The organism is Pontibacter sp. MBLB2868 (assembly GCF_051904785.1).
In the GTDB taxonomy this organism is placed as follows: Bacteria; Bacteroidota; Bacteroidia; order Cytophagales; family Hymenobacteraceae; genus Pontibacter.
Genome location: NZ_CP196710.1, coordinates 1883988 through 1907941 on the forward strand (window position 1 = coordinate 1883988; position 23954 = coordinate 1907941).

Sequence of the window (23954 nt, forward strand, 5' to 3'; positions counted from 1 at the left end):
TGCCACTTTTGTCGTAGATGATGTTGATGGTACCACCATGCATTTGCGTATTGTGACAGTAGGACTATAATCTTGCACTGAAAAACACTCCTGATTCAAATTACCGGAAACAAAACATCTGATACATCAAAAATAATAAACTTCAAGCCTGTTTGCCTGTTTAAAGATCAATGATGCCCTGGCTGGCTTAAAAACAAAACTTTTGCTTATGAGCACCCTAACTGCTTCTATTACCCAGGCTGCCCGGCAGCAGTTTAATAAAATCCGCACCCAGACTGAGCAAATATGCCAGTCACTGGAGCCGGAAGATACTGTAGTGCAACCGATCGTGGATGTTAGTCCTCCGAAGTGGCACATGGCCCATACCAGCTGGTTCTTTGAAGAGTTTGTATTAAAACCTTATTCCCCGTCCTACACCTTGTTTCATGAGCAGTATAGTTATCTGTTTAACTCCTACTATAACAGCGTAGGCAGCAGAGTGCAGCGTGATCAACGCAGTACCCTTACACGCCCGCCACTCCGTGACATTTACGCTTACCGCGAGCACGTGAACAAGCATATTGTTAAACTGCTGGACGAAATAAGTGATGCGGTTGCTACAGACGTACTTCCACTGCTACAGTTGGGCCTACAGCATGAGCAACAGCACCAGGAGTTGCTTTTAACTGACATAAAGTATATTCTAAGCACCAACCCGCTATTACCGGTTTATAAACCTGCCATCGCCACTGATGATAATAAAAAGACTGTGCCAGCAAGCTTCATTGATGTTCCGGCAGGTAAGTATAAGATTGGGTACCAGGGAGATGATTTCTGCTTTGACAATGAACTAGGGGTGCATGAAGTATGGCTGGAAGACTTCCAGGTTATGAACAGGTTGGTTACTAATGGTGAGTACCTTGAGTTTATGCGTGATGGCGGTTACTCCGATTTCAGGCATTGGCTGGATGAAGGTTTTGCCATGGTAAACAGTAATAGTTTGGAGGCACCCCTTTACTGGTTACAGCAGAATGGGGAGTGGCACAGGTTCACGATGCATGGCTTGCAAAAAATAAACCTGAACGCTCCTGTTTGCCACATCAGTTTCTACGAAGCGGATGCTTATGCCAACTGGGCAGGTAAGCGCCTGTTAACAGAATTCGAATGGGAAGCAGCTACCCAGGCATATCCTGTAATGGGCGGCAATTTTGTAGAGAGTAACAAACTTGAACCAACACCCGCAGATCCTGAAACAGACGGCCTGCAGCAAATGCTCGGAGATGTTTGGGAGTGGACGTACAGTGCCTATCACCCCTATCCCGGTTTCAGCAAAGCACCCGGGGCTATTGGCGAGTATAATGGCAAATTTATGATCAACCAGATGGTGTTGCGCGGCGGTTCCTGCGCCACACCTGAGAATCATATTCGCACAACCTACCGTAACTTCTTTCACCCGGATAAGCGCTGGCAGTACAGCGGCATCAGGCTGGCAAATAAATAACTTAAAATGGATTTGAACACGACTTTAGTACCCATGATAGATCTTAGCCGCAAAGAGGACGGCAGCAGCGATAATGCAGCATTTGCCAGGGATGTGGCAGAAGGGCTGAGCCGGAAGCAGAAGCACCTCTCTTCCCGTTACTTCTACGACGGTAAAGGCAGCCAGCTGTTTCAGCAGATTATGGACATGCCGGAGTATTACCTGACGCGCGCCGAATTCGAAGTGCTGAATGATAATAAAACAGCAATGGCAGAGCATTTTGCAAAAGATGGCTTCTTTCATATGATCGACCTGGGTGCCGGCGACGCTCTCAAAACAAAGATCCTGCTTCGTGAGCTTACCAGGCAGCAAAGCAGTTTCGATTATGTTCCCGTAGATATTTCCGGAGACGCCATGCAGCAGCTGAACGATAGCCTGCAGGCAGAAATGCCGGATGTAAATGTACAAGCTGTGGTTGGGGAATATTTTAAGGCACTAGAGTGGCTACAGGAGAATAAGTCGGAGCGTAAGGTGGTGCTGTTTCTGGGTTCTAACATAGGCAACTTTGAGATAAACGAAGCGATAGATTTTCTTACGACGATTCGTAGCTACCTCAGCCCCGGGGATAAACTTTTCATGGGAATCGATCTTCGCAAAGACCCTGATGTAATTCTAAAAGCTTATGATGATGCGGCTGGTATTACGGCAGAATTTAACTTAAACTTATTGTCCCGCATCAACCGTGAACTGGGTGCCGATTTTTCGCTCGAAAATTTCCGGCATTATGCTATGTATAATCCGTTGGAAGGTGTAATGCGCAGTTTCCTGATCAGCTTAAAAGAGCAGGAAGTGGCCATCAGAGATACTGGCCGTACCTTTCATTTTGATGCCTGGGAAGCCATTCACACAGAAAACTCGCATAAATACTCATTGGATCAAATTAGCGAATTAGGTAAAACCTGCGGGTTTGAGATCGAAACGGTTTTTTACGATAACCGCAAACAGTTTGCAGATGTTCTCTTCTCGTTGCGCTAGCATATTTACAGCCCCAAATTTTAAACAGCCCTCTAACGTTCAGTTTCAGGGCTGTTTTTTTATACCTTTGTTAAAGCCAAAAATGTTAAACTCTATATCTTTTTAACGAATGGATTACATCTCCCTTGCCAGCGGCGCCAGTTATTTCAGTAGCCCGGAAGCAGCTACAAGTGCAGCCATTGCTTCACTGCATGCAGGCAACACCGTGTACGGACCTGCAGAAGGAACACCCGGACTTAGAAATGCAGTGTGCGCAAAATATGGTAGGGAGGGCGTTGAGGTAAAACCGGCGCAGGTACTCATCACACCAGGCAGCAAGCAGGCCCTCTTTAACCTGTTTACTATTTTGCTACGCCAGGGCGATGAGGTAGTAGTTCCCACACCTGCCTGGTTTGGGTTTCATGAATTAATGAAGTACAGCAACGGCATGCTAAAGCCCCTCGAAACAAAACAAGAGGAAGGATATAAGCTGACACCTGACATGTTGCGAAAATCCCTTAACAATTGTAGCCGTATACTTTTACTAACAAATCCGGGCAACCCCACAGGCAAGCTTTACAGCAAAGATGAACTGGAAGCCTTACTGCAGGTTGTGCAGGAATATCCTAATTTATTTATAGTTTCAGATGAGATTTACGACGATCTTACTTACTGCAGGTCTTTTACTCCTATCCTTTCCTGCAAAGGGGCTGACAAAGAAAAAACAGTCATCATAAACGGCTTTTCAAAAAACTATGCCATGTCCGGCTGGCGCATTGGTTACCTTGTAGGGCCGGAAGACCTTGTTGCAAAATGCATTGACTTTCAGGCAAGCACTTTATCTGGCATCAGCGTGTTTTTGCAGGATGCCGCTGAGGATACTCTAAATGCAAGTGAGCAGATCCTGGCACCTATGTTAACTGTGTTGTCCCAGAACAGGTCACTTATGCAGGAGGCCCTGGATGCGATTCCGGGCATATACTATTTCCAGCCAGAAGGAGCATATTATATTTTCCCTGATTTCAGCAATTACATTCACAAACTCACCCCGGATGGCACTGCGATAACTTCTGGTGATCATCTGTTTAAATATTTACGAGAGCAGCACCTGCTGGAACTGGCACCAGGTATAAACTTTGGGGCGCCGGCAAATGCACGTATGTCTTTTGCCATAGAAACGCCAAAACTAAATGAGGCAATGAGCAGGCTTCAGTATGCACTGGCCTTACTTGCTTAAAGAGGTCACGTAAAGGGAACAAAATTCTTCACTAAAATTAGTCGCTGAAATCTTACCGAGCCGGTATAAATAAGTATATTCATGCCTTTACTATACTACTTTATGAATACCCGCATTTCCTCTGGCATCAGCACTTTGCTGTTAATTTTACCCTTACTTTTCTCATCCTGCGACAAAGCGCCTGCCAACCAAACGGTTATGGCAGAAGAAATACCAGTCTCAGTTCCTGATTCCACTGCTATTTTCACAGCTTCTGTTACGAATGAAACTACTCCTGAACCGGCTGAGCCAGTCATTGATCTGAATGCTTCAGCTGCTGCTGTACTTTCCCGAAAACAGGTACCTATACTGTGCTACCACCAGATCCGGGACTGGCGCGACTCTGATTCGAAGCAGGCAAAGGATTACATTGTACCCATGGATCGTTTCCGGGAGCAGATTAAGATACTTGCTGACAGTGGCTATCACACTATCCTGCCAGACCAGTTAATAGCTTACCTTACCACAGGGGCACCACTACCTAAAAAACCGGTTATGCTGACCTTTGATGACACCAACCTGGATCAGTACACCAATGCTGTACCTGAACTTGAAAAGTATGGCTTTAAGGGAGTATTTTTTGTGATGACCGTGTCGTTGAACAGGCCACGTTACATGACAAGGGAACAGGTAAAGGAGCTTTCAGAAAAAGGGCATGTTATCGGAAGTCATACCTGGGATCATCATAACGTTAAAAAGTATGCGGGTCAGGATTGGGTAACACAGATAGAAAAACCTAAAGAGGTGCTTGAAGAGATAACCGGCCAGCAGATAACGTATTTTGCTTATCCTTTTGGCCTTTGGAACTCGCAGGCAATACCAGAGCTTAAAAGCCGTGGCGTAAGTGCAGCTTTTCAGCTGGCAACAAAGCAGGACGAGCAAGAGCCATTATTTACCATTCGCCGTATAATTGCCAGCGGCTACTGGGACTCCAAAAGGATGTATCAGAACATGGTAGGCAGCTTCGACTAACCCCACACTTCATGCAATTGGAAGTACCTCGTCATATGGGCATCGACTATGGCTCCAGGCTGGCTGGCACTACAGCAGTCGCAATGGTGCAAAATGGTCTTTTAGAAGTATGGCAAAGTACGCGTGGCCAGGATGCTGACAAATGGTTGCTTAATTTAACCAAAGCACTGAAGCCCAATACGGTATTTATAGATGCCCCTCTCTCATTGCCTAAAGTATACGCCGCTGATGATGCCTTTACCTCTGGCAGTGAATACTTCTACCGCGTTTGCGACAAGGAGGTTCAGGCCATGTCGCCAATGTTTCTAGGTGGGCTAACGGCACGGGCCATCAGGTTTAGAGTAACCCTGGCCGAGCAGGGCTTGCCGGCCCTGGAAACTTACCCCAGCCAGCTGGCAAAGCTGCTTTTCGAGCACCTGCCCGGATACAAAAAAGACCCTGAAGCACTCCCTGTTTTTACAGAGGCGCTACAAAGTCTTTTACCTGTATCAATTGCAGCAAGTCCTTCAAACTGGCATCAGTTTGATAGCTTGTTGGCATGGTTTAGTGGCTTTCGTCACCTGCAGGGCCAGTCCATACTTTATGGAGATGCCCGCGAAGGACGAATTATTGTTTAGTTGTCACCTACATCTGCAGCAGTTTCCAGCGTTCTGAATTCCATTTGCAAAGCTTTTATTTTCACTTCTGTGTCAGTTGGTATATTACCGGTGATCTCACTTTTACGTTGATTCAGTTTTTCCATCACCATTTTAGCCTTCTCCCAGTCCTTGTCAGTCCAGTTGCTTTTCTGAGCTCTGACATTTTCCATGAACGTAATGTAAGCTTCACGAACATTGGTCTCATTTATAGTTGATAAATCAGCCCAGTTACCCAAAAGGTTGCGTTCCCATTCACTCATCATACTATCCTGATGGCTGCGCATATACATTTCATCAGCATCTGTGAATTTGTTTTTCAGTTGCTGATACTCCTGTTTTACCTCGTCAGTAAAATTCTCCTGCTTCTGGTCTAACTCGCTGGTATGGCGGCTAAAATCCTGTTTAGCCTGTTTCCAGTCTTCCTCAGTTTTATCGGCTATGTTGGCCGTCGTAGTATTTACCCAGCTTCTAAAGTCATTTAATTCGTCTCCTACCCCTGTCTCAGTTTCCTTTGTGCCCGAGCAGGCACCTAACACGGCCAGGAACAACAGCATACTAATCCATAAAGATATTTTCTTTTCCATAGTTGTTTGTGTTTGATTTAACTAGCCCTACATACGCAAAGCAACACTTATTAGATATTTTAACAACCAGCAAACCAGAAACACTTGGAAAGTCATTGAATTCTAAACTCTTACATATCGAAGACGTATCTATTAATAGAAAAATAAACAAGATACTATTAAATATTTACATATTGCAATAGCTAATTTCAAAGATCGTAATAGCCTATACTACGAGTATGCAGGAGATGGCACAAGTGTAGTATAGGCTTTCTTTGTTTTAATCATCAGGGCCTGTAGCAACATATGCTACAGGCCCTGATGATTAAACAGATTTTACGCTATTTAAACATTGACTGATTAATGGAAAAGACGGATTTTTTTATGTTGGAGGCTATTCGCCTGTCCCTTACAAAAATGAAAGAGGGCTATGGTGGCCCATTCGGCGCTGTTATAGTTTACCAGGGAGAAATAATTGCACGGGGGTTTAATCGGGTTTTAGAAACAAACGACCCAACAACACATGCAGAAGTAGATGCAATAAGAAAAGCCAGCGAGGCAATGGGCTGCAGCGAACTAACGGAATGTGAACTATATACAAGTTGCGAACCATGTCCTATGTGCCTCGGCGCTATTTATTGGGCAAAACTAAAAAAGGTTTACTACGGAAACACACATCAGGATGCCGCCGCCATAGGTTTTGATGATGCATTTATCTATAAAGAAATCGAACGGCCATTATCGCAGAGGCACATACCCATGCTACAGTTGCTACCGGAAGAAGCCAAAGTAGCATTTGAGGAATGGCAGAAGCAAGAAAACAAAACAAATTGTTAAAGTAATGGCATAATACTTACTAGTGAATCCTCTGTATATTGCGCATGTTTTTCTGTTTCGGATTAAATAGCCCCAAAGTTTTTAATAGGTCCTCATGAAACTCATTCCCAAAATATACCTTGCATTCGGATCTATCCTGCTGGTTTTCATTTTTGTTACCGTTTCCTATGTAGAGCAGTCTGAAAATGTAGCTTCTGATGTAAATGACGCACTTAGGGCAGCAGAAATTATGCGCCTGGCTGAAAGCATGGAGAAGGCCATTATTGATTCGGAGACAGGTGTAAGGGGATACATGGTTTCAGATAACGAGTCTTTTTTAGTACCCTTTTATACCGGGCAGGAGGCATACCAGGAGTTGAAGCTGAGCCTCAACCAGCTTGTTGAGGATGCTCAGCAGCAGGAACGTTTACGCCTGATCGATTCAACATATACGGACTGGTTAACCTCCTTTGCTATTCCTTCCATTACACTTCAAAATGCTTCAATTGCCTCACCAGGCGAGGTAGCTGCTTTTGAAGAATTTAAAAAGACAAAAGTTAAAACCGGGGCAGGTAAAAGGCGAATGGACAATATCCGCAAGCACTTTTCAAGCTTTAAAGTGGAAGAGCAGATAGTCAGAGATCAAAGTGCGCAGGCGCTTCAAAGAAGCACCACCTTCACCGATAAACTTGCCATTACCTTAACCACAATTTGTGTGGTTATAGGGCTGGTTGTAGTTTACTTTTTGGCCAAAGCTATTCGGGTAAGATTAAAAGAGATTGCTCAAATGGCCAACGAAGTTGCGCAGGGACATTTTAATGTGCAGCTAAACGACGTTAAGAATGATGAGATCAGCCAGGTTTCCCATTCATTGAATATCATGGCTAAACGGCTCGACGATAGTTTTGCCTCACTGCAAAAGAAGAATCAGGAGCTAGACCAGTTTGCCTATGTCGTTTCGCATGACCTGAAAGCACCACTCCGAGCTATAAATAGTCTTGCAGAATGGATAGAAGAAGACCTTCCGGAAATCGACCCTGATGTGCAGCGAAACCTACAGCTGATGCGCGGACGCGTTTTTAGAATGGAAAACCTCATTAATGGTATTTTAGAATACTCAAAGATCGGACGAAAAGAATTCTCCTTAACAACCTTCTCCTGTGCTAAACTGGTGGATGAGATTTTCGACTCCCTGTCTCCGCGTCAAAACATTACGTGGCATGTGGGTAATGGCCTCCCTGTGATCACTTCAGAAAAGATCATGCTCCAGCAGGTGCTAACCAACCTAATTGGCAATGCAATCAAGTATAACGATAAGCCTGAACCTCTGATCGAGGTTGGCTGTGATCCAGTTGGTGAAGGTTATGAATTTTGGGTGAAAGACAATGGTCCGGGTATTCCGGAAGAGTATCACCAGAAAGTTTTCGGAATTTTTCAGACAATGGAGTCACGCGATACCCGCGAAAGCACAGGGGTTGGTCTGGCGATCGTAAAGAAAATATTAGAAGAAAAAGGGGGGCATATCAGAATTGATTCTGAAGCAGGACAAGGCAGCAGGTTTCTTTTTTTCTGGCCAGTTTCAACCCTGCCTGAACAAGTGGAGTTAACAGCGGATACCACTTTTGCTTAAATATTGACAGCATGGATGCTACTAAAGATTGTCAGGAAAAGCTGCAGCAGTCGCAGCAGGACATGGAAGAGTTCGCTTGTATTGTGTCTCATGACTTAAAGGCTCCTATACGTGCCATAACAAATCTTTCCTCCTGGATAGAGGAAGATTTGGGGGAAGAAATATCGGAAGATGTAAAGCAGAACATGGGACTGCTGCGGAACAGGTCGAACCGTTTAGAGAAGATGATCGAAGCATTGCTGCTTTACTCGCGCGTTTCACGGCATGATCTGGGTACGGGTACGGTTGACCTGGAGGATATGCTTGGCAAACTAGCACAACAATATCCTACACAACTTGTGTTAGAATTAGAAGCACCATTACCTGTGTTTCAAACCTATGCTATTAAACTGGGGCAGGTCTTTGAAAATATAATATCAAATAGCGTCAAATTCAGCACTGTAACACCGGCTGTAGTAAAGGTAAGTTGTAACCCGGTTAATGAGGACTTTTATGAGTTTAAGGTGAGTGACAATGGTCCTGGTATTCCCCAGGAGGTGTTAGGTAAAATCTTCAATTTGTTTTACACTGTGTCTTCTAAAGATACTTTTGATTCAGTAGGTGCAGGATTAGCAATTACAAAGAAAATTGTGAATTTTGCAGGAGGATCAATTTATGCTGCCTCCAACAACAACGAAAGCGGACTTACTGTATGTTTTACATGGCCAAAGTTAGTTAACAACAAAGCTTAAATCAGATGACCGAAAAACTGGTTAATATTCTTCTTGTAGAAGATGATGAGGTAGATATAATGAATGTGCAGCGTGCATTCAAAAAGAATAGCATTAAAAACCCCCTTTTTATTGCAAAAAACGGCTTGGAGGCACTAGAGATGCTCCGTTCAGAGCAAGTCCCTTTTCCGCATATAATTATCCTGGATATCAATATGCCAAAGATGAACGGTATAGAGTTCCTGAAGGAACTTCGGGCAGATGACAGGTTCAAAAGTGCCAGCGTATTTATTATGACAACTTCAAATGAGGATAGCGACAAAATAAACGCTTACAATTTCAATGTTGCCGGGTACATTCTGAAGCCTCTCTCCTTTGAAAAATTCATTTCTTCTGTAGCTACATTAGACAGTTACTGGAAGTTATGTGAGCGTCCTTAGTCTCCTTCACCTCCCTCCCTACCAGAAAAACCGACTTAATCTTTACTTGTTACACAAGTATTTAGTACTGCAACAAGTTTATATACAGCAGGTGCTGTTACCTGATTGCCTTGAATGATGGCAATAAAAGCACCTTACTCTTGACCTTTTGCTTTACTGATACACTATTGATTTAACGTGCCTACTTTTTTAGATATTTCGGAAGAATCATCAGAGGAGATTAGAATCCTGATCATAGATGACGATGAGGTAGACCAAATGGCTATCACACGTTCCCTCCTGAAGTCCAGACTAGTATCAAAGGTATTTACTTCAACTACCGCTAGTGAAGGACTTAAACTCCTTCAGGAAAGTGATTTTGATTGTATTTTCGTTGACTTCAAACTACCTGACATGGACGGATTGGAGCTGATGGGAAAAATCAATGAATTGCAGGTAAAGGCACCTGTACTAATCGTTACCTCACACGGCGATGAGCGCATCGCTGCACAAGCTATCCGCTTAGGGGCAGCAGATTACATTCCTAAAAGCTTACTGACACCTGAAGGCATCTTCCATAGTATCCGAAATGCACTACGCCTGCAGAAAGCAAAGTATGACCGCCAGTTAGCCGAGGAGCAGCTCCGATCCACACAAGATCAGTTGGAACTCATCATTTCCAACTCTCCGATGGCATTCTGGAATGTTAACAAGGACGGTATATTACTATTTGCCAAAGGAATGGCTTTTGATTGGTTAGGCTTTAACTACCATGAAATAATTGGCAAATCAGTTTTTGAAGTTTACAAACGCTATCCCCGGATCATTAGCCGGTTCCAGAAGGCCCTGAGAGGAGAGGTAATTCAGTCAGTCGATGAGATTGGAGCATATTATTTCAAGTCACATTACATGCCTGTATTTAGCAGCTCTGGAAAAGTGGTTGGTGTTACAGGATTTGCCATTGATATAACCGAGCGAATTAACAATGAGCGTGATCTGACGAAGGCTAAGGAAATAGCCGAGAAATCAGTGCAGGTGAAGGAGCAGTTCCTGGCGAATATTAGCCATGAGATACGCACACCCATGAATGGTATCATCGGTTTGACCCACGTTCTCCAGAAAACCCACCTTGGCTCAGAACAGCAAAAGTACCTGGGTGCCATTCAAAAGTCAGCAGACAATTTGATGGATATAATCAACGACTTGCTTGATTTCTCTAAAATAACAGCGCAGCAATTTACTTTTGAGGAAGTAGAGTTTAACCTACCAGAACAGATCACTGATGTGATCGAGTTAATGAACAGTAAGGCATCTGAGCGGACCAACACACTGGAATTTACTATTGATCCCAGTGTTCCGAACCGGATTATAGGCGATCCACTGAGGTTACGCCAGGTGCTATTGAACCTGGTTGGAAATGCGATTAAATTCACACAGAACGGAACAATTAAAGTTTTTGCTCAGGTGCTGCAGGAACGGGAACACGATCTGTTGATGGAGTTCATAGTAGAAGACACAGGCATAGGTATCTCACCTGAAAAAATACATACAGTTTTCGAAAGCTTTAACCAGGGCAGCAACGACACTACCCGTAAATACGGTGGTACAGGTTTAGGTCTAACCATCTCAAAAAACATAGTTGAAATGCAGGGAGGAGCAATTTCTGTGCGTAGTCAGCTTATGCAAGGCAGCACTTTTACTTTTTCACTACCATTCAAAAAGCTTCAGGAAGTAAAGCCAAAAGAGCCGGTAGTTGTAAACACAGCATTTATACAGGAAGTTGATATGAGCGGATTACACATATTATTGGCAGAGGACAACGAAATCAATCAGCTTCTCATCAGAACTGTTTTAACCAATTGGGGCGTAGATATAGACATCGTTAACAACGGTGTGGAAGCGCTGGACCAATACATGTTCAATCAATATGACTTGATTTTGATGGACATGCAAATGCCTGAGATGGATGGCTATGAAGCCATAGCACAAATCCGTGCGTTAAACTCGGAAAAAGCGACAGTGCCGATTATTGCACTCACCGCGCATGCCTCTTCCGACGAAGCTGAAAGATGTATTTCTGCGGGAGCAAATGCTTATGTAGCAAAACCTTTTGAGCAGATCGAGCTAAAGCAGGCTATCTATAATCTTACAAAGGCAAGCACTGAAACAGAAACAACTATTGCTTCAGTAAATTTGCAGAGCCTTGAGGATATGGCTGATAATAGCTCTGCTTTTATGCTTGAAGTACTATCCATGTATATCAGCAGTATACCTGACTCTGTCTGCTCACTGGTGCAGCTGGTTGAGGATAATAATTTAGAGTCACTTCATGTTAACCTGGTCGAGTTCTATGATAGCGTTATTATTATCGATGCGCAACCATTGGTTAGTATCATAGAAGCAATGCAGGTGGCGCTGAAGCTGCACGACCTGCCACTTTTGCAGCAACTTTCTAATCAAATTCAATCCGAACACCGGCAAGTAATAGTGTTACTAGAAAAGGAGTTTGCTAAAACGAAACAAACCGCTAACTACTAGCCATAAAAATACCAAAATTAAAAAGGGCTATACTTTACAAGTATAGCCCTTTTTAATTTTTTATTCGCTTGTCTGCTAACGCTTCATCAGGTTAGCCAGGTTACCCAGACCACCACGTTTGCCAGACATTTTATTCATTGATCGCATCATTTTGCGCATGTCGTTAAACTGCTTCATCAGGTTGTTCACCTGCTGCACATCTGTTCCGCTACCTTTTGCAATTCGCGCACGGCGGCTACCACTGATCATATCAGGGTTCTCTCGCTCAGCAGGAGTCATAGATTTGATGATGGCTTCAATTGGCTTGAAAGCATTGTCATCTATTTCCACATCCTTCAAAGCCTTTCCAACACCAGGTATCATACCTACCAGGTCTTTGATATCACCCATCTTCTTGATCTGCTCCAGCTGTGTCAGGAAGTCGTCGAAGTTAAACTGGTTTTTACGGATCTTTTTGTTGATACGCTTTGCCTCATCCTCGTCGAAAGCCTGCTGTGCACGCTCCACAAGAGAGATAACGTCGCCCATGCCCAGGATACGCTGTGCCATACGATCCGGGTAGAAAAGGTCAAGCGCTTCCATTTTCTCACCAGTAGAGATAAACTTGATCGGCTTTTCTACTACAGCACGAATAGACAGTGCTGCACCACCACGTGAGTCACCGTCTAATTTTGTCAGAACTACTCCGTCAAAATTGATGCGCTCATTAAAGGTCTTAGCTGTGTTTACCGCATCCTGGCCAGTCATGGAGTCAACCACAAACAGTGTTTCAGAAGGTTTTACAGCAGCCTTGATCTCTGCAATTTCTTTCATCATTGCCTCATCCACGGCCAAACGACCTGCGGTGTCAATGATAACTACTTTTTTATTCGTCTTTTTAGCGTGCTCGATAGCATTCAAAGCAATCTGAACCGGGTTTTTATTTTCCAGTTCTGTGTAAGCCTCTACGCCTACCTGCTCAGCCAAAACCTGCAACTGGTTGATCGCAGCCGGACGGTACACGTCGCAGGCAGCTACCAACACGCTACGACCCTGCTTTTTAATGTACTGCGCCAACTTACCAGTAAAGGTAGTTTTACCAGAACCCTGCAGACCAGCGATCAGAATGATAGCCGGATCACCTTTCAGGTTAATATCCTGCTTCTGACCACCCATCAGCTCAGTAAGCTCTTCGTGCATGATCTTCACCATTAACTGACCTGGCGAAACAGCGATCAATACATCACGGCCTAAAGCCTCTTCTTTAACCTTATCAGTTACAGTTTTAGCAACTTTATAGTTAACGTCGGCATCAACCAGGGCACGGCGTACCTCTTTGATCGTTTGCGCAACATTTATTTCTGTTATGCTTCCCTGGCCTTTAAGCGTCTTAAAGGCATGTTCTAATTTGTTACTTAAATTATCAAACATCTCTTTTTCTGGATTTACCTACAAAAATAAGCAATATACTTCTGATATACGAATGAGGAACGTGGTTTTTCCTGTAATAGGAACGAGTGTGCGTTCAACAAGATTCCACGCGATGCTACATGCTGCTAATAGCTAACAATTGAACAGCATTTGCTGCAAACCGTAATTATATTTTTATATTTGATACGAACGAAATTCGTTTTACTTTGAAAAAAACTGACCAGACAGACCTTTTATACATTTCTTATTACTGGCCCCCTTCCGGAGGACCCGGCGTACAGCGGGGACTGAAATTTTGTAAGTACCTGCCCCAGTTTGGTATACAGCCAACAGTTCTCACAGTTGACGAGAAACAGGCTTCCTATGCCCTTCTTGACCCTTCTTTTGCAGATGAAGTACCTCCCGGCTTAAAAGTATACCGCACGAATACATCTGAGCCTTTCGAGTACTACAAAAAATTATCGGGCAAAAAAGAAATTCCTTATAGCGGCTTTGCGAATCAAAACTCCAAGGATTCGCTTCTTGACAAAGTATTTAAGTTTGTACGGGGAAACCTTTTCATACCTGATGCGCGGGTTGGGTGGAACAAGCATGCACTTGCGAAAGCGGAAGAACTGCTTAAAAACGGCACCTTTAAAGCTATCCTCACCACAAGTCCACCACACTCAACTCAGCTGATCGGGCTTAAGCTTAAACAAAAGTATAACCTAACCTGGATTGCCGACCTGCGAGACCCCTGGACGGACATACATTATTATGATCAACTGTATCATACTGCACTGGCCAAGCGCCTGGATGCTAAATATGAAAAACAGGTATTGCAGCATGCTGATGCCATTCTCGTTACAAGCGAAGATACCAAGCGTCTGTTCCTAAACAAGCCGGCAAGTATTGATTCCAGGAAAATTCATGTGATCCCGAACGGGTATGACGGGGCTGACTTCACATTTGACAGCAAGCCACCTAAGAATGAGTTTATCATTACCTATACAGGAACAATCACCGAGAATTATAACATCGATGTCTTCCTGAAAGTGCTGGCAACCCTGCTTTCACTTTTCAGCGATATCAATTACAAGCTGCGTTTTGTAGGAAAGGTCTCAGAGGGTATGAAAAAGCGTATCGAAAAAGCGGGATTGCTTGGTATTACAGAGTTTATACCTTACGTGCCACACCAGGAGTCCATTAAATATATGATGGAGAGTACTGTATTGTTCCTCGCCATAGCCGACGTTGATAATGTATATGCCAATGTGCCGGGCAAGCTTTTCGAGTACCTGGCCTCCAACAAGCCGATCATTGCCCTGGGACCCGTTCATTCAGATATGGACCGTATAATTGATGAATGCGGCGCAGGGCGCCTGTTCCACTACACAGCCCATGACCTGATGCTGGATCATATGACACAGTGGAGCAAAGCATGGAAGATCAACCCAAATCTGGACCTCCCCTACATCAACCACTCCCGCTTTTCAAGGGAATCACTTTCAAATGAACTGGCTGAATTAATAAAAGGCCTCCTGAAATAAAATTAAATTTAGTACCATGGAAGCAGTATTTCAGGCTGCTGATTAACTACACTACTTGGGATGACCTACCTGTGTACCCTTTCGTTAAAATAAGTATCTTGCAACACTAATTGGGTGACCATTTTATGCCCGATGTATAAAGCAAAAAAATTAAGAATGGCATTAGACCTTAACAACAAGGCTATATTAATAACGGGCGGTACAGGCTCGTTTGGTAAAAAATTCGTGGAAATGGTATATGCACGCTTTCCGAATGTGAAGCGTGTCGTTATATACTCCCGAGATGAGCTGAAGCAGTTCGAAATGTCGCAGGTTTACCCGCACAGTAAGTACAACTCTATCCGTTATTTTATTGGTGATGTACGTGATGGGGACCGCTTTAAACGAGCCTGCGAAGGAATTGATATCATCATACATGCCGCAGCTTTGAAGCAGGTGCCAGCAGCAGAGTATAACCCAATGGAGTGTATCAAAACTAATGTGCTTGGTGCTGAAAACGTAATTAATGCAGCGCTGGATTGCGGGGTAAAAGATGTGGTAGCACTATCTACGGACAAAGCAGCTGCCCCTATCAACCTGTATGGCGCAACTAAACTCTGTTCTGATAAACTTTTTGTTGCTGCCAACAACATGCGCGGAAAACGTGATATACGCTTTTCGGTCGTACGATACGGCAATGTCATAGGATCCAGAGGCTCTGTTGTACCCTTTTTCCTGAAAAAACGGACAGATGGTGTTTTGCCAATAACGCATCCGGAAATGACCCGCTTTAATATTTCTCTGGAAGAAGGTGTAGAACTGGTATTTCATGCGCTCGAAAATCACTGGGGCGGAGAAATTTTTGTTCCGAAGATACCTTCTTATCGTATTACAGATGTAGCAGAAGCTATTGGCCCGGACTGCAAACAGGAGATTGTAGGTATACGCCCGGGAGAAAAGTTGCACGAAGAAATGATCACTGAGACAGACTCATTGAACACCGTTGAATTAGACAAATACTACGTGATACTTCCGTCAACGCCTATTTGGAGCCCGGAGGATTTCCTGAAAGCGCACAACGGGAAAATGACCGAACTGGGTTTTAAATATAACTCCGGTACCAACTCCGACTGGCTTTCAGTAGAACAGCTAAGAGAGCAGATTCGCGAGCATGTAGATCCTAACTTCACAGTTTAGAAAGCCACAGCACACAAGACTTAATACGCGTGACACAGAACTCAGAACCCAGAACCAAAAATAAAATGATTCCCTACGGCCGTCAAAACATCACGGATGCGGACATTGCTGCGGTGGTGGAGACGCTAGCTTCGGATTTCCTGACGCAGGGGCCGCGCGTGGCTGAATTCGAGCAGGCCTTTGCCGACTACGTGGGCGCCCGCTACGCCGTGGCCTGCGCTAACGGCACGGCTGCCCTGCACCTATGCACGCTGGCCCTGGGGGTAAATGAGGAGAGCCGGGTGATCACCACCCCTATTACCTTTGTGGCTTCGGCTAACTGCGTGCGCTACTGCGGCGGTGAGGTGGCCTTCAGCGACATCGACCCTGAAACGGCCCTGCTGGACATAGACAAGGTGCGGCAGATGCTGGAGAGCAAGCCCAGGGGCTATTACTCAGGGCTTATCCCCGTAGACTTCGCCGGCAATCCGGTGAACCTGGAGGCTTTCCGGAAACTGGCCGATGAACACGGCCTATGGATCATTGAGGATGCCTGCCACGCCCCCGGCGGCTATTTTATTGACAGCCAGGGCGAAAAGCAGCACTGCGGCAACGGCAAGTATGCCGACCTGTCAATCTTCTCCTTTCATCCGGTCAAGCACATCGCCACAGGCGAGGGCGGCATGGTAACCACCAATGATGAGCGACTTTACAAAGAGCTGCTGAGGCTACGCACCCACGGCATCACCCGCGACCCGCAGGAAATGGAAGAGAACCACGGCGGCTGGTACATGGAAATGCAGGAACTGGGCTATAACTACAGAATTCCGGACATGCTCTGCGCCCTGGGCATTTCGCAGCTCAACAGGGCCGAAGCCGGCCTTGCCCGCCGCAGGGGAATTGCCCGGGTATATGATAAAGCTTTTGACGGCATAGAAGGCATCGGGCTGCTCAAGACAACACCTGCTGCGCTGGGCACAGACGAGGAGACAGGTCACGCCTATCACCTTTATGTGATACAGGTGGCAGACCGCAGAGGGCTCTACGACTACCTGCGCGAGCACGGCATCTTTGCACAAGTACATTATATCCCGGCTCACCTGATGCCCTACTACCGCGACCTGGGCTATAAGAAAGGAGATTTTCCTGAAGCTGAGGACTACTACGCCGGCTGCCTGAGCCTGCCGATGTATCCGACGCTCACGCAGGAAGAGCAGGAGTATGTGATCGAGAAGGTGAAGGAGTTTGTGGGGTAGTGAAAAGCCTCGCGATCATACCGGCCCGCGGGGGGAGCAAGCGCATTCCCCGCAAAAACATCAAGGACTTCCTGGGCAAACCCATCATCGCTTATACTATCGAGGCAGCCCTAAACTCAGGACTGTTCGAGGAAGTGATGGTCTCCACGGATGACGAGGAAATTGCCGCGATGGCCCGCCAGTACGGTGCCGTGGTGCCTTTTTTGCGTTCACCGGAAACCTCTGACGATTTTGCCACCACAGCCGCCGTGCTGAGCGAGGTTTTACAAAAATATGCTGCCCAAGGCAGGGCGTTTGATTATGCCTGCTGCCTCTATCCCACCGCCCCCTTCGTGACGGGCAAGATGCTGTCAGAAGCCTATGGCAAGTTAATGGCGGGAGACTTTGACACGGTATTCCCGGTGCTGCGCTACTCCTACCCGATCTGGCGCAGCCTCAGAGTGGAAGGGGACAGGGCGGTGTTGAACTGGCCTGAGCACCTGGAGAGCCGCTCCCAGGACCTGCCCCCCGCCTTTCACGACGCCGGCCAGTTCTACTGGTTCCGGGTAGGGCGCTTCTTGGAGAAGCTGGCCCTGTTCACTGACAGGTCAGGGGCCATCGAGCTCAGTGAGCTGGAGGTGCAGGACATTGATAGCGAGACGGATTGGAAACTGGCCGAACTCAAATACAAGCTGCTGCATCACCTTGACTGAGAGATATACACATAAGGACAAGCCACGCATCATTTTCCGCGCCGACGGCGACAGCCGCATCGGGCTGGGGCATGTGGTGCGCTCGCTGGCGCTTGTCCAGATGCTGGGCCGGGAATTCGAGTGCGTGTTCGCCATTCAGGCACCGGCACCGGAGTTGCAGGAACAGATAAAGGACGCCTGTGACGGGGTGATCACACTCCCCGCCTGCGCCCCGGACGAAGAGAGGTTCATGCACGAGCTCGATGCCTACATCGCCCCAGACGTACTCGTGGTGCTGGACGGTTATAACTTCACAACCGCTTATCAAAAAAACATCAAAAGCAAAGGCTGTCCACTGGTTTGTATCGATGACGTCCACGCTTTCCCGTTTGTAGCGGATGTGGTGCTCAACCAGGCCGGCGGCGTGGACGCTGACGCGTATAAAGCGGCGCCATACACCAAGCTGCTGCTGGGGCCGCAGTACGCTTTGCTGCGCAGGCCCTTCCTGGAGGCAGCCAGGGAGCCCAGAGCGGTTCCGCCGGGGGAGACTCGCGTCTTCCTGAACCTGGGAGGGGCTGACCCGCAGAACCGCACGCTGCGGGTGGCCAGGGAGCTGGAGGCTTTCTCCCCTGTGGGCAAGGTGGAGCTGGTGGTAGGAAGCGCTTACCGTCACCTGCCTGAGCTACAGGAGTGGCTCCAGGACAAACCCGCCTACAAGCTCCACCAGAACCTGGACGCAGAAGCCATGTGCCGGCTCATGAGAAGCTGCGCCGTGGCCATCACTTCGGCCAGCGGCGTGGCCTACGAGTACGCAGCGGTGGGCGGGCTGCTCTTCGTGCTGCAGACAGCCGAGAACCAGGCGGGGCTCTATCGCTTCCTGACCAGAACGGGCCTGGCCAAAGCGTATGAGATACTGCCACAAGAACTAAGCCGGGAACTGACCGCTTCTTTTCAGCAAGCAGTAGGCCTGCAGCGCCAGTTCTTCGACGGAAAGTCAGACGAGCGGCTACGGGAGGTGTTCCAAGTACTTGCGCTGATGGCCAGTGTTACGATCCGCGAGGTTACCATACACGACCTGATGCTGCTTTTCGACTGGGCCAACGACCCGGAGGTGCGCAAGCAATCCTTCAACCCGGACCCGATCCTGCTGGAGAGCCACACCCGCTGGCTGAAGGCAAAGCTGGAAGATGAACGGGCAATGCTGTATATTGCAGAGGCCGACGGGGTGCCTGCCGCCCATATTCGCTTTGAGCTGGAGAATGGCACAGCCACCATCAGCTACCTGATCGGCCCCGCCTTCCGGGGACGGAGTTTGGGGCACGTGGTGCTGCAGAAGGGCGTGGCCGCGCTGTTGCGGCACCGGCCCGAGGTGAGGCTGGTGGAGGGACTGGTGCAAAAAGAGAACCTGGCCTCCGTCAGGGCATTTGAGAAAGCGGGCTTCAGACGCGGCATGCCGGACCCACAACATCCCAAGGCGTACCGTTTCCTCATGGAGGAGCCCCAGAAACAGTAAATTAGAGAGAAAAAATGATCAACGATATTAACATCGCCGGCCGTATGGTCGGCCCCGCTCACAGGCCTTTTATCATCGCCGAGATGTCAGGCAACCACAACCACTCGCTGGAACGGGCCCTGGCCATCGTGGACGCCGCTGCCGACGCCGGTGCCGACGCCATCAAACTGCAGACCTACACGGCCGACACCATGACGCTGCCCGGCGCCCTCACCATCGCCGACGAGAACTCGCTGTGGAAGGGCCGTGAGCTCTACGACCTCTACCAGGAGGCCTACACCCCCTGGGAGTGGCACCAGCCTATTTTTGAGCGGGCCAGGGAGCGGGGGATGATCGCCTTCTCCTCTCCCTTCGATGAGTCGGCGGTGGACTTCTTGGAGGAGCTGAATGCGCCAGTCTACAAGATCGCCTCCTTTGAGAACACCGACCACCCGCTGCTGCGCAAGGTAGCGGCCACGGGCAAACCGGTGATCATGAGCACGGGGGCCGCCACATTATCAGAGCTCGACGAGGCCGTGAAGGTACTGCGCGATGCGGGGTGCAGAGAGCTTATACTTTTAAAGTGCACCAGCACCTATCCGGCCACGCCGGAGAATACCAACCTCCGGACCATCCCCCACATGCGCGAACTGTTCGGGGTGCAGGTAGGCCTCTCGGACCATACCATGGGCGTGGGCGCCGCCGTGGCCGCCGTGGCCCTTGGCGCGACGGTCCTGGAGAAGCACTTCACACTGCTCCGGGAAGACGGAGGCGTGGACTCCGCCTTCTCACTGGAACCCGATGAGCTGCAGGCGCTGGTGACAGAGTCCGGGCGGGCCTGGCAGGCACTGGGCAAGGTGCAGTACGGCGTGCAGCGTGCAGAGGAGAAGAGCCGGCTCTTCAAGCGCTCGGTGTATGCGGCCAAGGACATCGCGGCCGGCGAGGCCTTGACAAAGGAGAACATCCGTGTCATCCGGCCCGGGCTGGGCTTGGCGCCCAAGTATTACGAACAGCTGCTGGGCAAAGCCGCCAAAAAGGGCATAAAGGCCGGAACGCCCCTCAACTGGGAACTGGTGTAAGGATGGGCAAGTGGTATGCCATTTATAGCAGTATTCTTTATCTGCATTTTTCAAAAGGTTTTTATCAGCTTCCGGAAAGTGCGAAGAGTACAGTTTCTCCAAAACGCCTTTACATGCGGCTGCTCAAAATGGCTGGGTATACTGTCTTGCGCCTTTTAGGTAACCTCATTGATAAGGTAGAAAATCCAGGTGCATTAAAAGGGAAAGTATGGCTTTATGTTGTAAGCCAGAATAATTACGAAAGTTTACAGTTCCTGAAAGATAACTTGCCAGATACAATTTTTGTGGCAGGCCAAAGCAAAGAAATAGGCAGATACAATGCAGCTGTTGAGCGCTTGTCGCTACGGCACAAGCTACTTTATTATTACAAATACCCTCCCCTATTCTTTCAATTTCTGAAGCAGAAGCATAACAGCATACTCCGTTTTCCTGACCTATTGTATGATGCCATGGGGTTTTATGAAGTATACCTGGCAAAGCTGAATCGCTATAAACCTAAGGCCATTGTATTTGCAAACGATCATAATGCAGATGCAAGGGCTATGCTTTTAGCGGCAAAAGCATCCGGGATCAAAACTGCTTATATTCAACATGCTAGTGTTAGCTCCCTTTTCCCTCCGCTAGAGTTCGACTTAAACCTGCTGGAGGGCCAGGATGCTTTGGATAAGTATAAGCAATGCGGACCAATCTCAGGTACTGTAAAACTAATAGGTATGCCTAAAGCCGATGCTTTTTTACCATTTAGAAACCACAGTCAAACTATTAAGAGAATCGGTATTGGCTGCAACCTGATGGATTCTATAAGTGAATTAGAAAAATTAGTTAAAGAAATTTCACAGCAGTTACCGGCGTTACAAATAATTATTCGTCCACACCCCCGTGATACCAGAAGTTTCTCTTTCTTGTCTAGTGCTTCTCCTAACGTTACTATATCAGATAGCAGCTCCGTAAAAACGTTCGATTACCTGCGACTGATAGATGTTCAGGTTAGTGGGAATTCAGGTATACATCTGGAAGCAGTACTACTTAATGTATGGTCTATCTATTATGATTTTAATCCGGCTCATCAGTTAGAAGATTACTATGGCTTTATTAAATCTGGCTTGATAGATAAGGCAGGTACTCCATTTCAGTTAGTAAACTTGATTCAATCTCATCTGAATTCTAAACCAGAGGTAATCCTAAGAGCTAAGTATTATAATGCTACAGTGGGTAATGAATATGATGGAAGAAGCAGTAACCTGGCGGTAAAGTATATCAAAGATTTTATAAGCTAAAAAATCATATTTTCTATATATTGTGTTCTAATTTAATTTAAAACATAATAGTTTGAGAATAAAGATTTACGCCTGCTTATTTTTCAGTATCCTTTCTATCTGTTCAATCAGTTCTGCTTACGCCCAAGGCCCTAAAAATGCTTTAAAACTGGATGGACAGAACGATTTTGTAGAATTCAGCAACGATAATCGTGGAATCACGAACCAGCTGACTGTAGAAACCTGGATAAAAACCAGTTCAAGCGGACACCACCATATAGTTTCTAAATATGACCGTGATGCGGAATTTGGATTTCAACTACTTATCCAAAATGGAAAAGCGGGCTTAGCAGGAAGAGATGGCTCCGGAAACTATAGATTTTCCGGGTATTCTTCCACTATCGTTACAGACAATAACTGGCATCATATTGCTGGGGTAGTTCAGAATGGAACCTGGATGATTTATGTTGATGGGATAATGGAAAATCAGTTAATAACCGGATACTCAGCTACAGTGTTAGCTAGTAACCAAAATCTTCTGATAGGAAACTACTATTATGTATATTTAGGGAATCATTTTTATCCTGGACAGGTAGATGAGATCAAGCTTTGGAAGAAAGCACTTACTGCTGAAGAAATTAGACAGAATATGTGTCAGTCTATTTCTTCACCTTCAGCAGACTTAGTAGGCTATTTCAAATTAAATGAGAGTTCGGGTAACACAGTAAAAGACTATAGTTCATTACAACTCAGTGGTACTCTCAAAAATGTAAATACTTCCTCCTCGTGGGTAACTTCTGGTGCTCCGATTGGTGACAGAAGCGTTTATCGCTATGCTGACAATTGGAATAATTCACTTGAACTAATAACAGATATTGCCAATTTCTCTATTTCCAGGGCAGATGCAGCTATTAAAGGCTTTCACCTTTACCAAATAAATGCAACTCCAAGTAATACTGCCGGGTTGCCAAACGCACAGGAAATAAAAGAATACTACGGTCTTTTTAAGGTGGGTGCCCCAGACAAGAAATATAAAATTTGGTTTAAGCAGTACAACCTGAATTGCAGTGCGGACTTATACCGGCGGGATAACAACGCCTCCTCGCCATGGGTTGCTGTTGCAGATACTGTTAATGCACCTGTTTTGATCTACCATAGTACTGAAAATTATGGAGAATATGCTGCCATTGGCAAAGCAAATGCACCAATAACAATAAATGGCCCGACAACTATCTGTACAGGTACTACCGCTTCTTTAAGTGTAACAACTGATAATGGAACGGTAATATGGAATACAGGTGCCACAACTAAAAGTATACAAATTTCCAGATCTGGCACCTATTCTGTAACTGTTATAGAAAACAGTTGTGAGCGTACTGCATCTATCACAGTTCAGGAAGCCACACCTGTAACAGTTGACCTTGGCGCAGACAGAAACCTCTGTTTTGGTGAAAAAGTAACCTTGTCGGCCCCTGCAGGCCAGGCTGCTTATAAATGGAACACGGGAGCAACTTCACCTTCTATAACAGCAGCTACAACTGGTAATTATTGGGTAGAAGTAACCAATACTGCCGGCTGTGTAACCCGCGACGAAGTAAAAATTACAGTACGAAATGAGCCTAAACTGCAGTGGCAAAGCGAAACTTTTGTGTGTTATGGCAAACCAGTTACTATAAATGCAACAGTTGAAGGAGCTACGTACCTGTGGAGCAATGGCCAAACAACACCAGCTATCGAAGTAACGCAACCTGGAATATACAAAGTATATATTTCAGTAAATGGTTGTACAATGGAACGTGAAGCAGTTGTCTCTAACGACGAATGCCCTGTCATTCCGAACATTATTACGCCCAATAAAGATGGCAAAAATGATGTGTTTGTGGTGGAGGGTGTGGAGCCATCTACCCTGGAAATTGAAATTTTTAACCGTTGGGGAAAATCTATCTACCAAAGTGTTCGTTATGACAACGGCTGGTCCGCTGATGGCATGCCTGCCGGTTTATACTTTTATCATTTAAAAAGCAGTCGCTCTCAAAATACGTTTAGGGGCTGGCTCGAAGTCATAAAATAG

20 protein-coding genes are annotated in these 23954 nt (G+C 46.4%); 18 read left to right on the forward strand and 2 right to left on the reverse strand.

Features of this window, described 5'->3' with window-relative positions; translation table 11 throughout:
- Positions 1-208 precede the first annotated feature (208 nt).
- From egtB to ACSX1A_RS08115, 5 genes are all read left to right on the forward strand, one after another.
- Positions 209-1480: an ergothioneine biosynthesis protein EgtB gene (gene egtB, locus ACSX1A_RS08095; protein ID WP_439883120.1), complete on the forward strand. Its 1272-nt coding sequence runs from the start codon at positions 209-211 to the stop codon at positions 1478-1480.
- Positions 1481-1486: 6 nt separating this feature from the next.
- The gene (gene egtD / locus ACSX1A_RS08100) at positions 1487-2494 is read left to right on the forward strand and encodes an L-histidine N(alpha)-methyltransferase (protein WP_439883121.1); all 1008 of its coding nucleotides are present in this window, start codon (positions 1487-1489) and stop codon (positions 2492-2494) included.
- A gap of 109 nt (positions 2495-2603) precedes the next feature.
- A complete protein-coding gene (locus tag ACSX1A_RS08105; protein ID WP_439883122.1) occupies positions 2604-3710 on the forward strand; it encodes an aminotransferase class I/II-fold pyridoxal phosphate-dependent enzyme in 1107 nt (368 codons plus the stop codon).
- 81 nt (positions 3711-3791) lie between these two features.
- A complete protein-coding gene (locus ACSX1A_RS08110) occupies positions 3792-4721 on the forward strand; it encodes a polysaccharide deacetylase family protein (protein WP_439883123.1) in 930 nt (309 codons plus the stop codon).
- Between the two features lie 11 nt (positions 4722-4732).
- Positions 4733-5338, forward strand: coding sequence for a hypothetical protein (locus tag ACSX1A_RS08115; protein WP_439883124.1), 606 nt, complete (start codon positions 4733-4735; stop codon positions 5336-5338).
- Here ACSX1A_RS08115 and ACSX1A_RS08120 read toward each other — a convergent pair.
- Positions 5335-5943 carry a hypothetical protein gene (locus ACSX1A_RS08120; protein ID WP_439883125.1) on the reverse strand — a complete coding sequence of 203 codons (609 nt, stop codon included), beginning with the start codon at positions 5941-5943 and terminating at the stop codon, positions 5335-5337. The two genes, ACSX1A_RS08115 and ACSX1A_RS08120, sit on opposite strands and share 4 nt — an antisense overlap.
- Positions 5944-6285: 342 nt before the next feature.
- On the opposite strand from ACSX1A_RS08120, the gene ACSX1A_RS08125 reads away from it, so the two are divergent.
- The 5 genes from ACSX1A_RS08125 (at position 6286) to ACSX1A_RS08145 (ending at position 12035) form a co-directional block, all read left to right on the forward strand.
- Entirely contained in the window at positions 6286-6759 is a 474-nt protein-coding gene (locus ACSX1A_RS08125; RefSeq protein ID WP_439883126.1) for a nucleoside deaminase, read from the forward strand.
- Positions 6760-6853: 94 nt separating this feature from the next.
- Positions 6854-8368, forward strand: a complete 1515-nt coding sequence (locus ACSX1A_RS08130) for a sensor histidine kinase (protein WP_439883127.1) — start codon at positions 6854-6856, stop codon at positions 8366-8368.
- A gap of 11 nt (positions 8369-8379) precedes the next feature.
- A complete protein-coding gene (locus ACSX1A_RS08135) occupies positions 8380-9099 on the forward strand; it encodes a sensor histidine kinase (RefSeq protein ID WP_439883128.1) in 720 nt (239 codons plus the stop codon).
- Positions 9100-9104: 5 nt separating this feature from the next.
- Entirely contained in the window at positions 9105-9518 is a 414-nt protein-coding gene (locus ACSX1A_RS08140; RefSeq protein ID WP_439883129.1) for a response regulator, read from the forward strand.
- A gap of 177 nt (positions 9519-9695) precedes the next feature.
- Positions 9696-12035 (forward strand): response regulator, encoded by a 2340-nt coding sequence (locus ACSX1A_RS08145; RefSeq protein WP_439883130.1) that lies wholly within the window; start codon positions 9696-9698, stop codon positions 12033-12035.
- A gap of 75 nt (positions 12036-12110) precedes the next feature.
- Here ACSX1A_RS08145 and ffh read toward each other — a convergent pair whose 3' ends face one another.
- Positions 12111-13445: a signal recognition particle protein gene (gene ffh, locus ACSX1A_RS08150; RefSeq protein ID WP_439883131.1), complete on the reverse strand. Its 1335-nt coding sequence runs from the start codon at positions 13443-13445 to the stop codon at positions 12111-12113.
- Positions 13446-13651: 206 nt separating this feature from the next.
- Here ffh and ACSX1A_RS08155 point away from each other — a divergent pair, with 206 nt between their 5' ends.
- The 8 genes from ACSX1A_RS08155 (at position 13652) to ACSX1A_RS08190 (ending at position 23954) form a co-directional block, all read left to right on the forward strand.
- Complete coding sequence (locus ACSX1A_RS08155; protein ID WP_439883132.1) at positions 13652-14974, forward strand: glycosyltransferase; 1323 nt, start codon at positions 13652-13654, stop codon at positions 14972-14974.
- A gap of 156 nt (positions 14975-15130) precedes the next feature.
- Entirely contained in the window at positions 15131-16150 is a 1020-nt protein-coding gene (pseB, locus tag ACSX1A_RS08160) for a UDP-N-acetylglucosamine 4,6-dehydratase (inverting) (protein ID WP_439883133.1), read from the forward strand.
- Between the two features lie 65 nt (positions 16151-16215).
- Positions 16216-17385 carry a UDP-4-amino-4,6-dideoxy-N-acetyl-beta-L-altrosamine transaminase gene (pseC, locus tag ACSX1A_RS08165; RefSeq protein ID WP_439883134.1) on the forward strand — a complete coding sequence of 390 codons (1170 nt, stop codon included), beginning with the start codon at positions 16216-16218 and terminating at the stop codon, positions 17383-17385.
- Positions 17385-18077 carry a pseudaminic acid cytidylyltransferase gene (pseF, locus tag ACSX1A_RS08170; protein ID WP_439883135.1) on the forward strand — a complete coding sequence of 231 codons (693 nt, stop codon included), beginning with the start codon at positions 17385-17387 and terminating at the stop codon, positions 18075-18077. Before pseC ends, pseF begins: the two co-directional genes overlap by 1 nt.
- On the forward strand, positions 18070-19569 hold the full coding sequence (gene pseG, locus ACSX1A_RS08175) for a UDP-2,4-diacetamido-2,4,6-trideoxy-beta-L-altropyranose hydrolase (RefSeq protein ID WP_439883136.1): 1500 nt from the start codon (positions 18070-18072) through the stop codon (positions 19567-19569). The genes pseF and pseG overlap by 8 nt, the downstream gene beginning before the upstream one ends.
- Before the next feature lie 14 nt (positions 19570-19583).
- Positions 19584-20627 (forward strand): pseudaminic acid synthase, encoded by a 1044-nt coding sequence (gene pseI / locus ACSX1A_RS08180; protein WP_439883137.1) that lies wholly within the window; start codon positions 19584-19586, stop codon positions 20625-20627.
- A 113-nt stretch (positions 20628-20740) separates the two neighbouring features.
- Positions 20741-21904: a hypothetical protein gene (locus ACSX1A_RS08185; protein WP_439883138.1), complete on the forward strand. Its 1164-nt coding sequence runs from the start codon at positions 20741-20743 to the stop codon at positions 21902-21904.
- 52 nt (positions 21905-21956) lie between these two features.
- The gene (locus tag ACSX1A_RS08190) at positions 21957-23954 is read left to right on the forward strand and encodes a LamG-like jellyroll fold domain-containing protein (protein ID WP_439883139.1); all 1998 of its coding nucleotides are present in this window, start codon (positions 21957-21959) and stop codon (positions 23952-23954) included.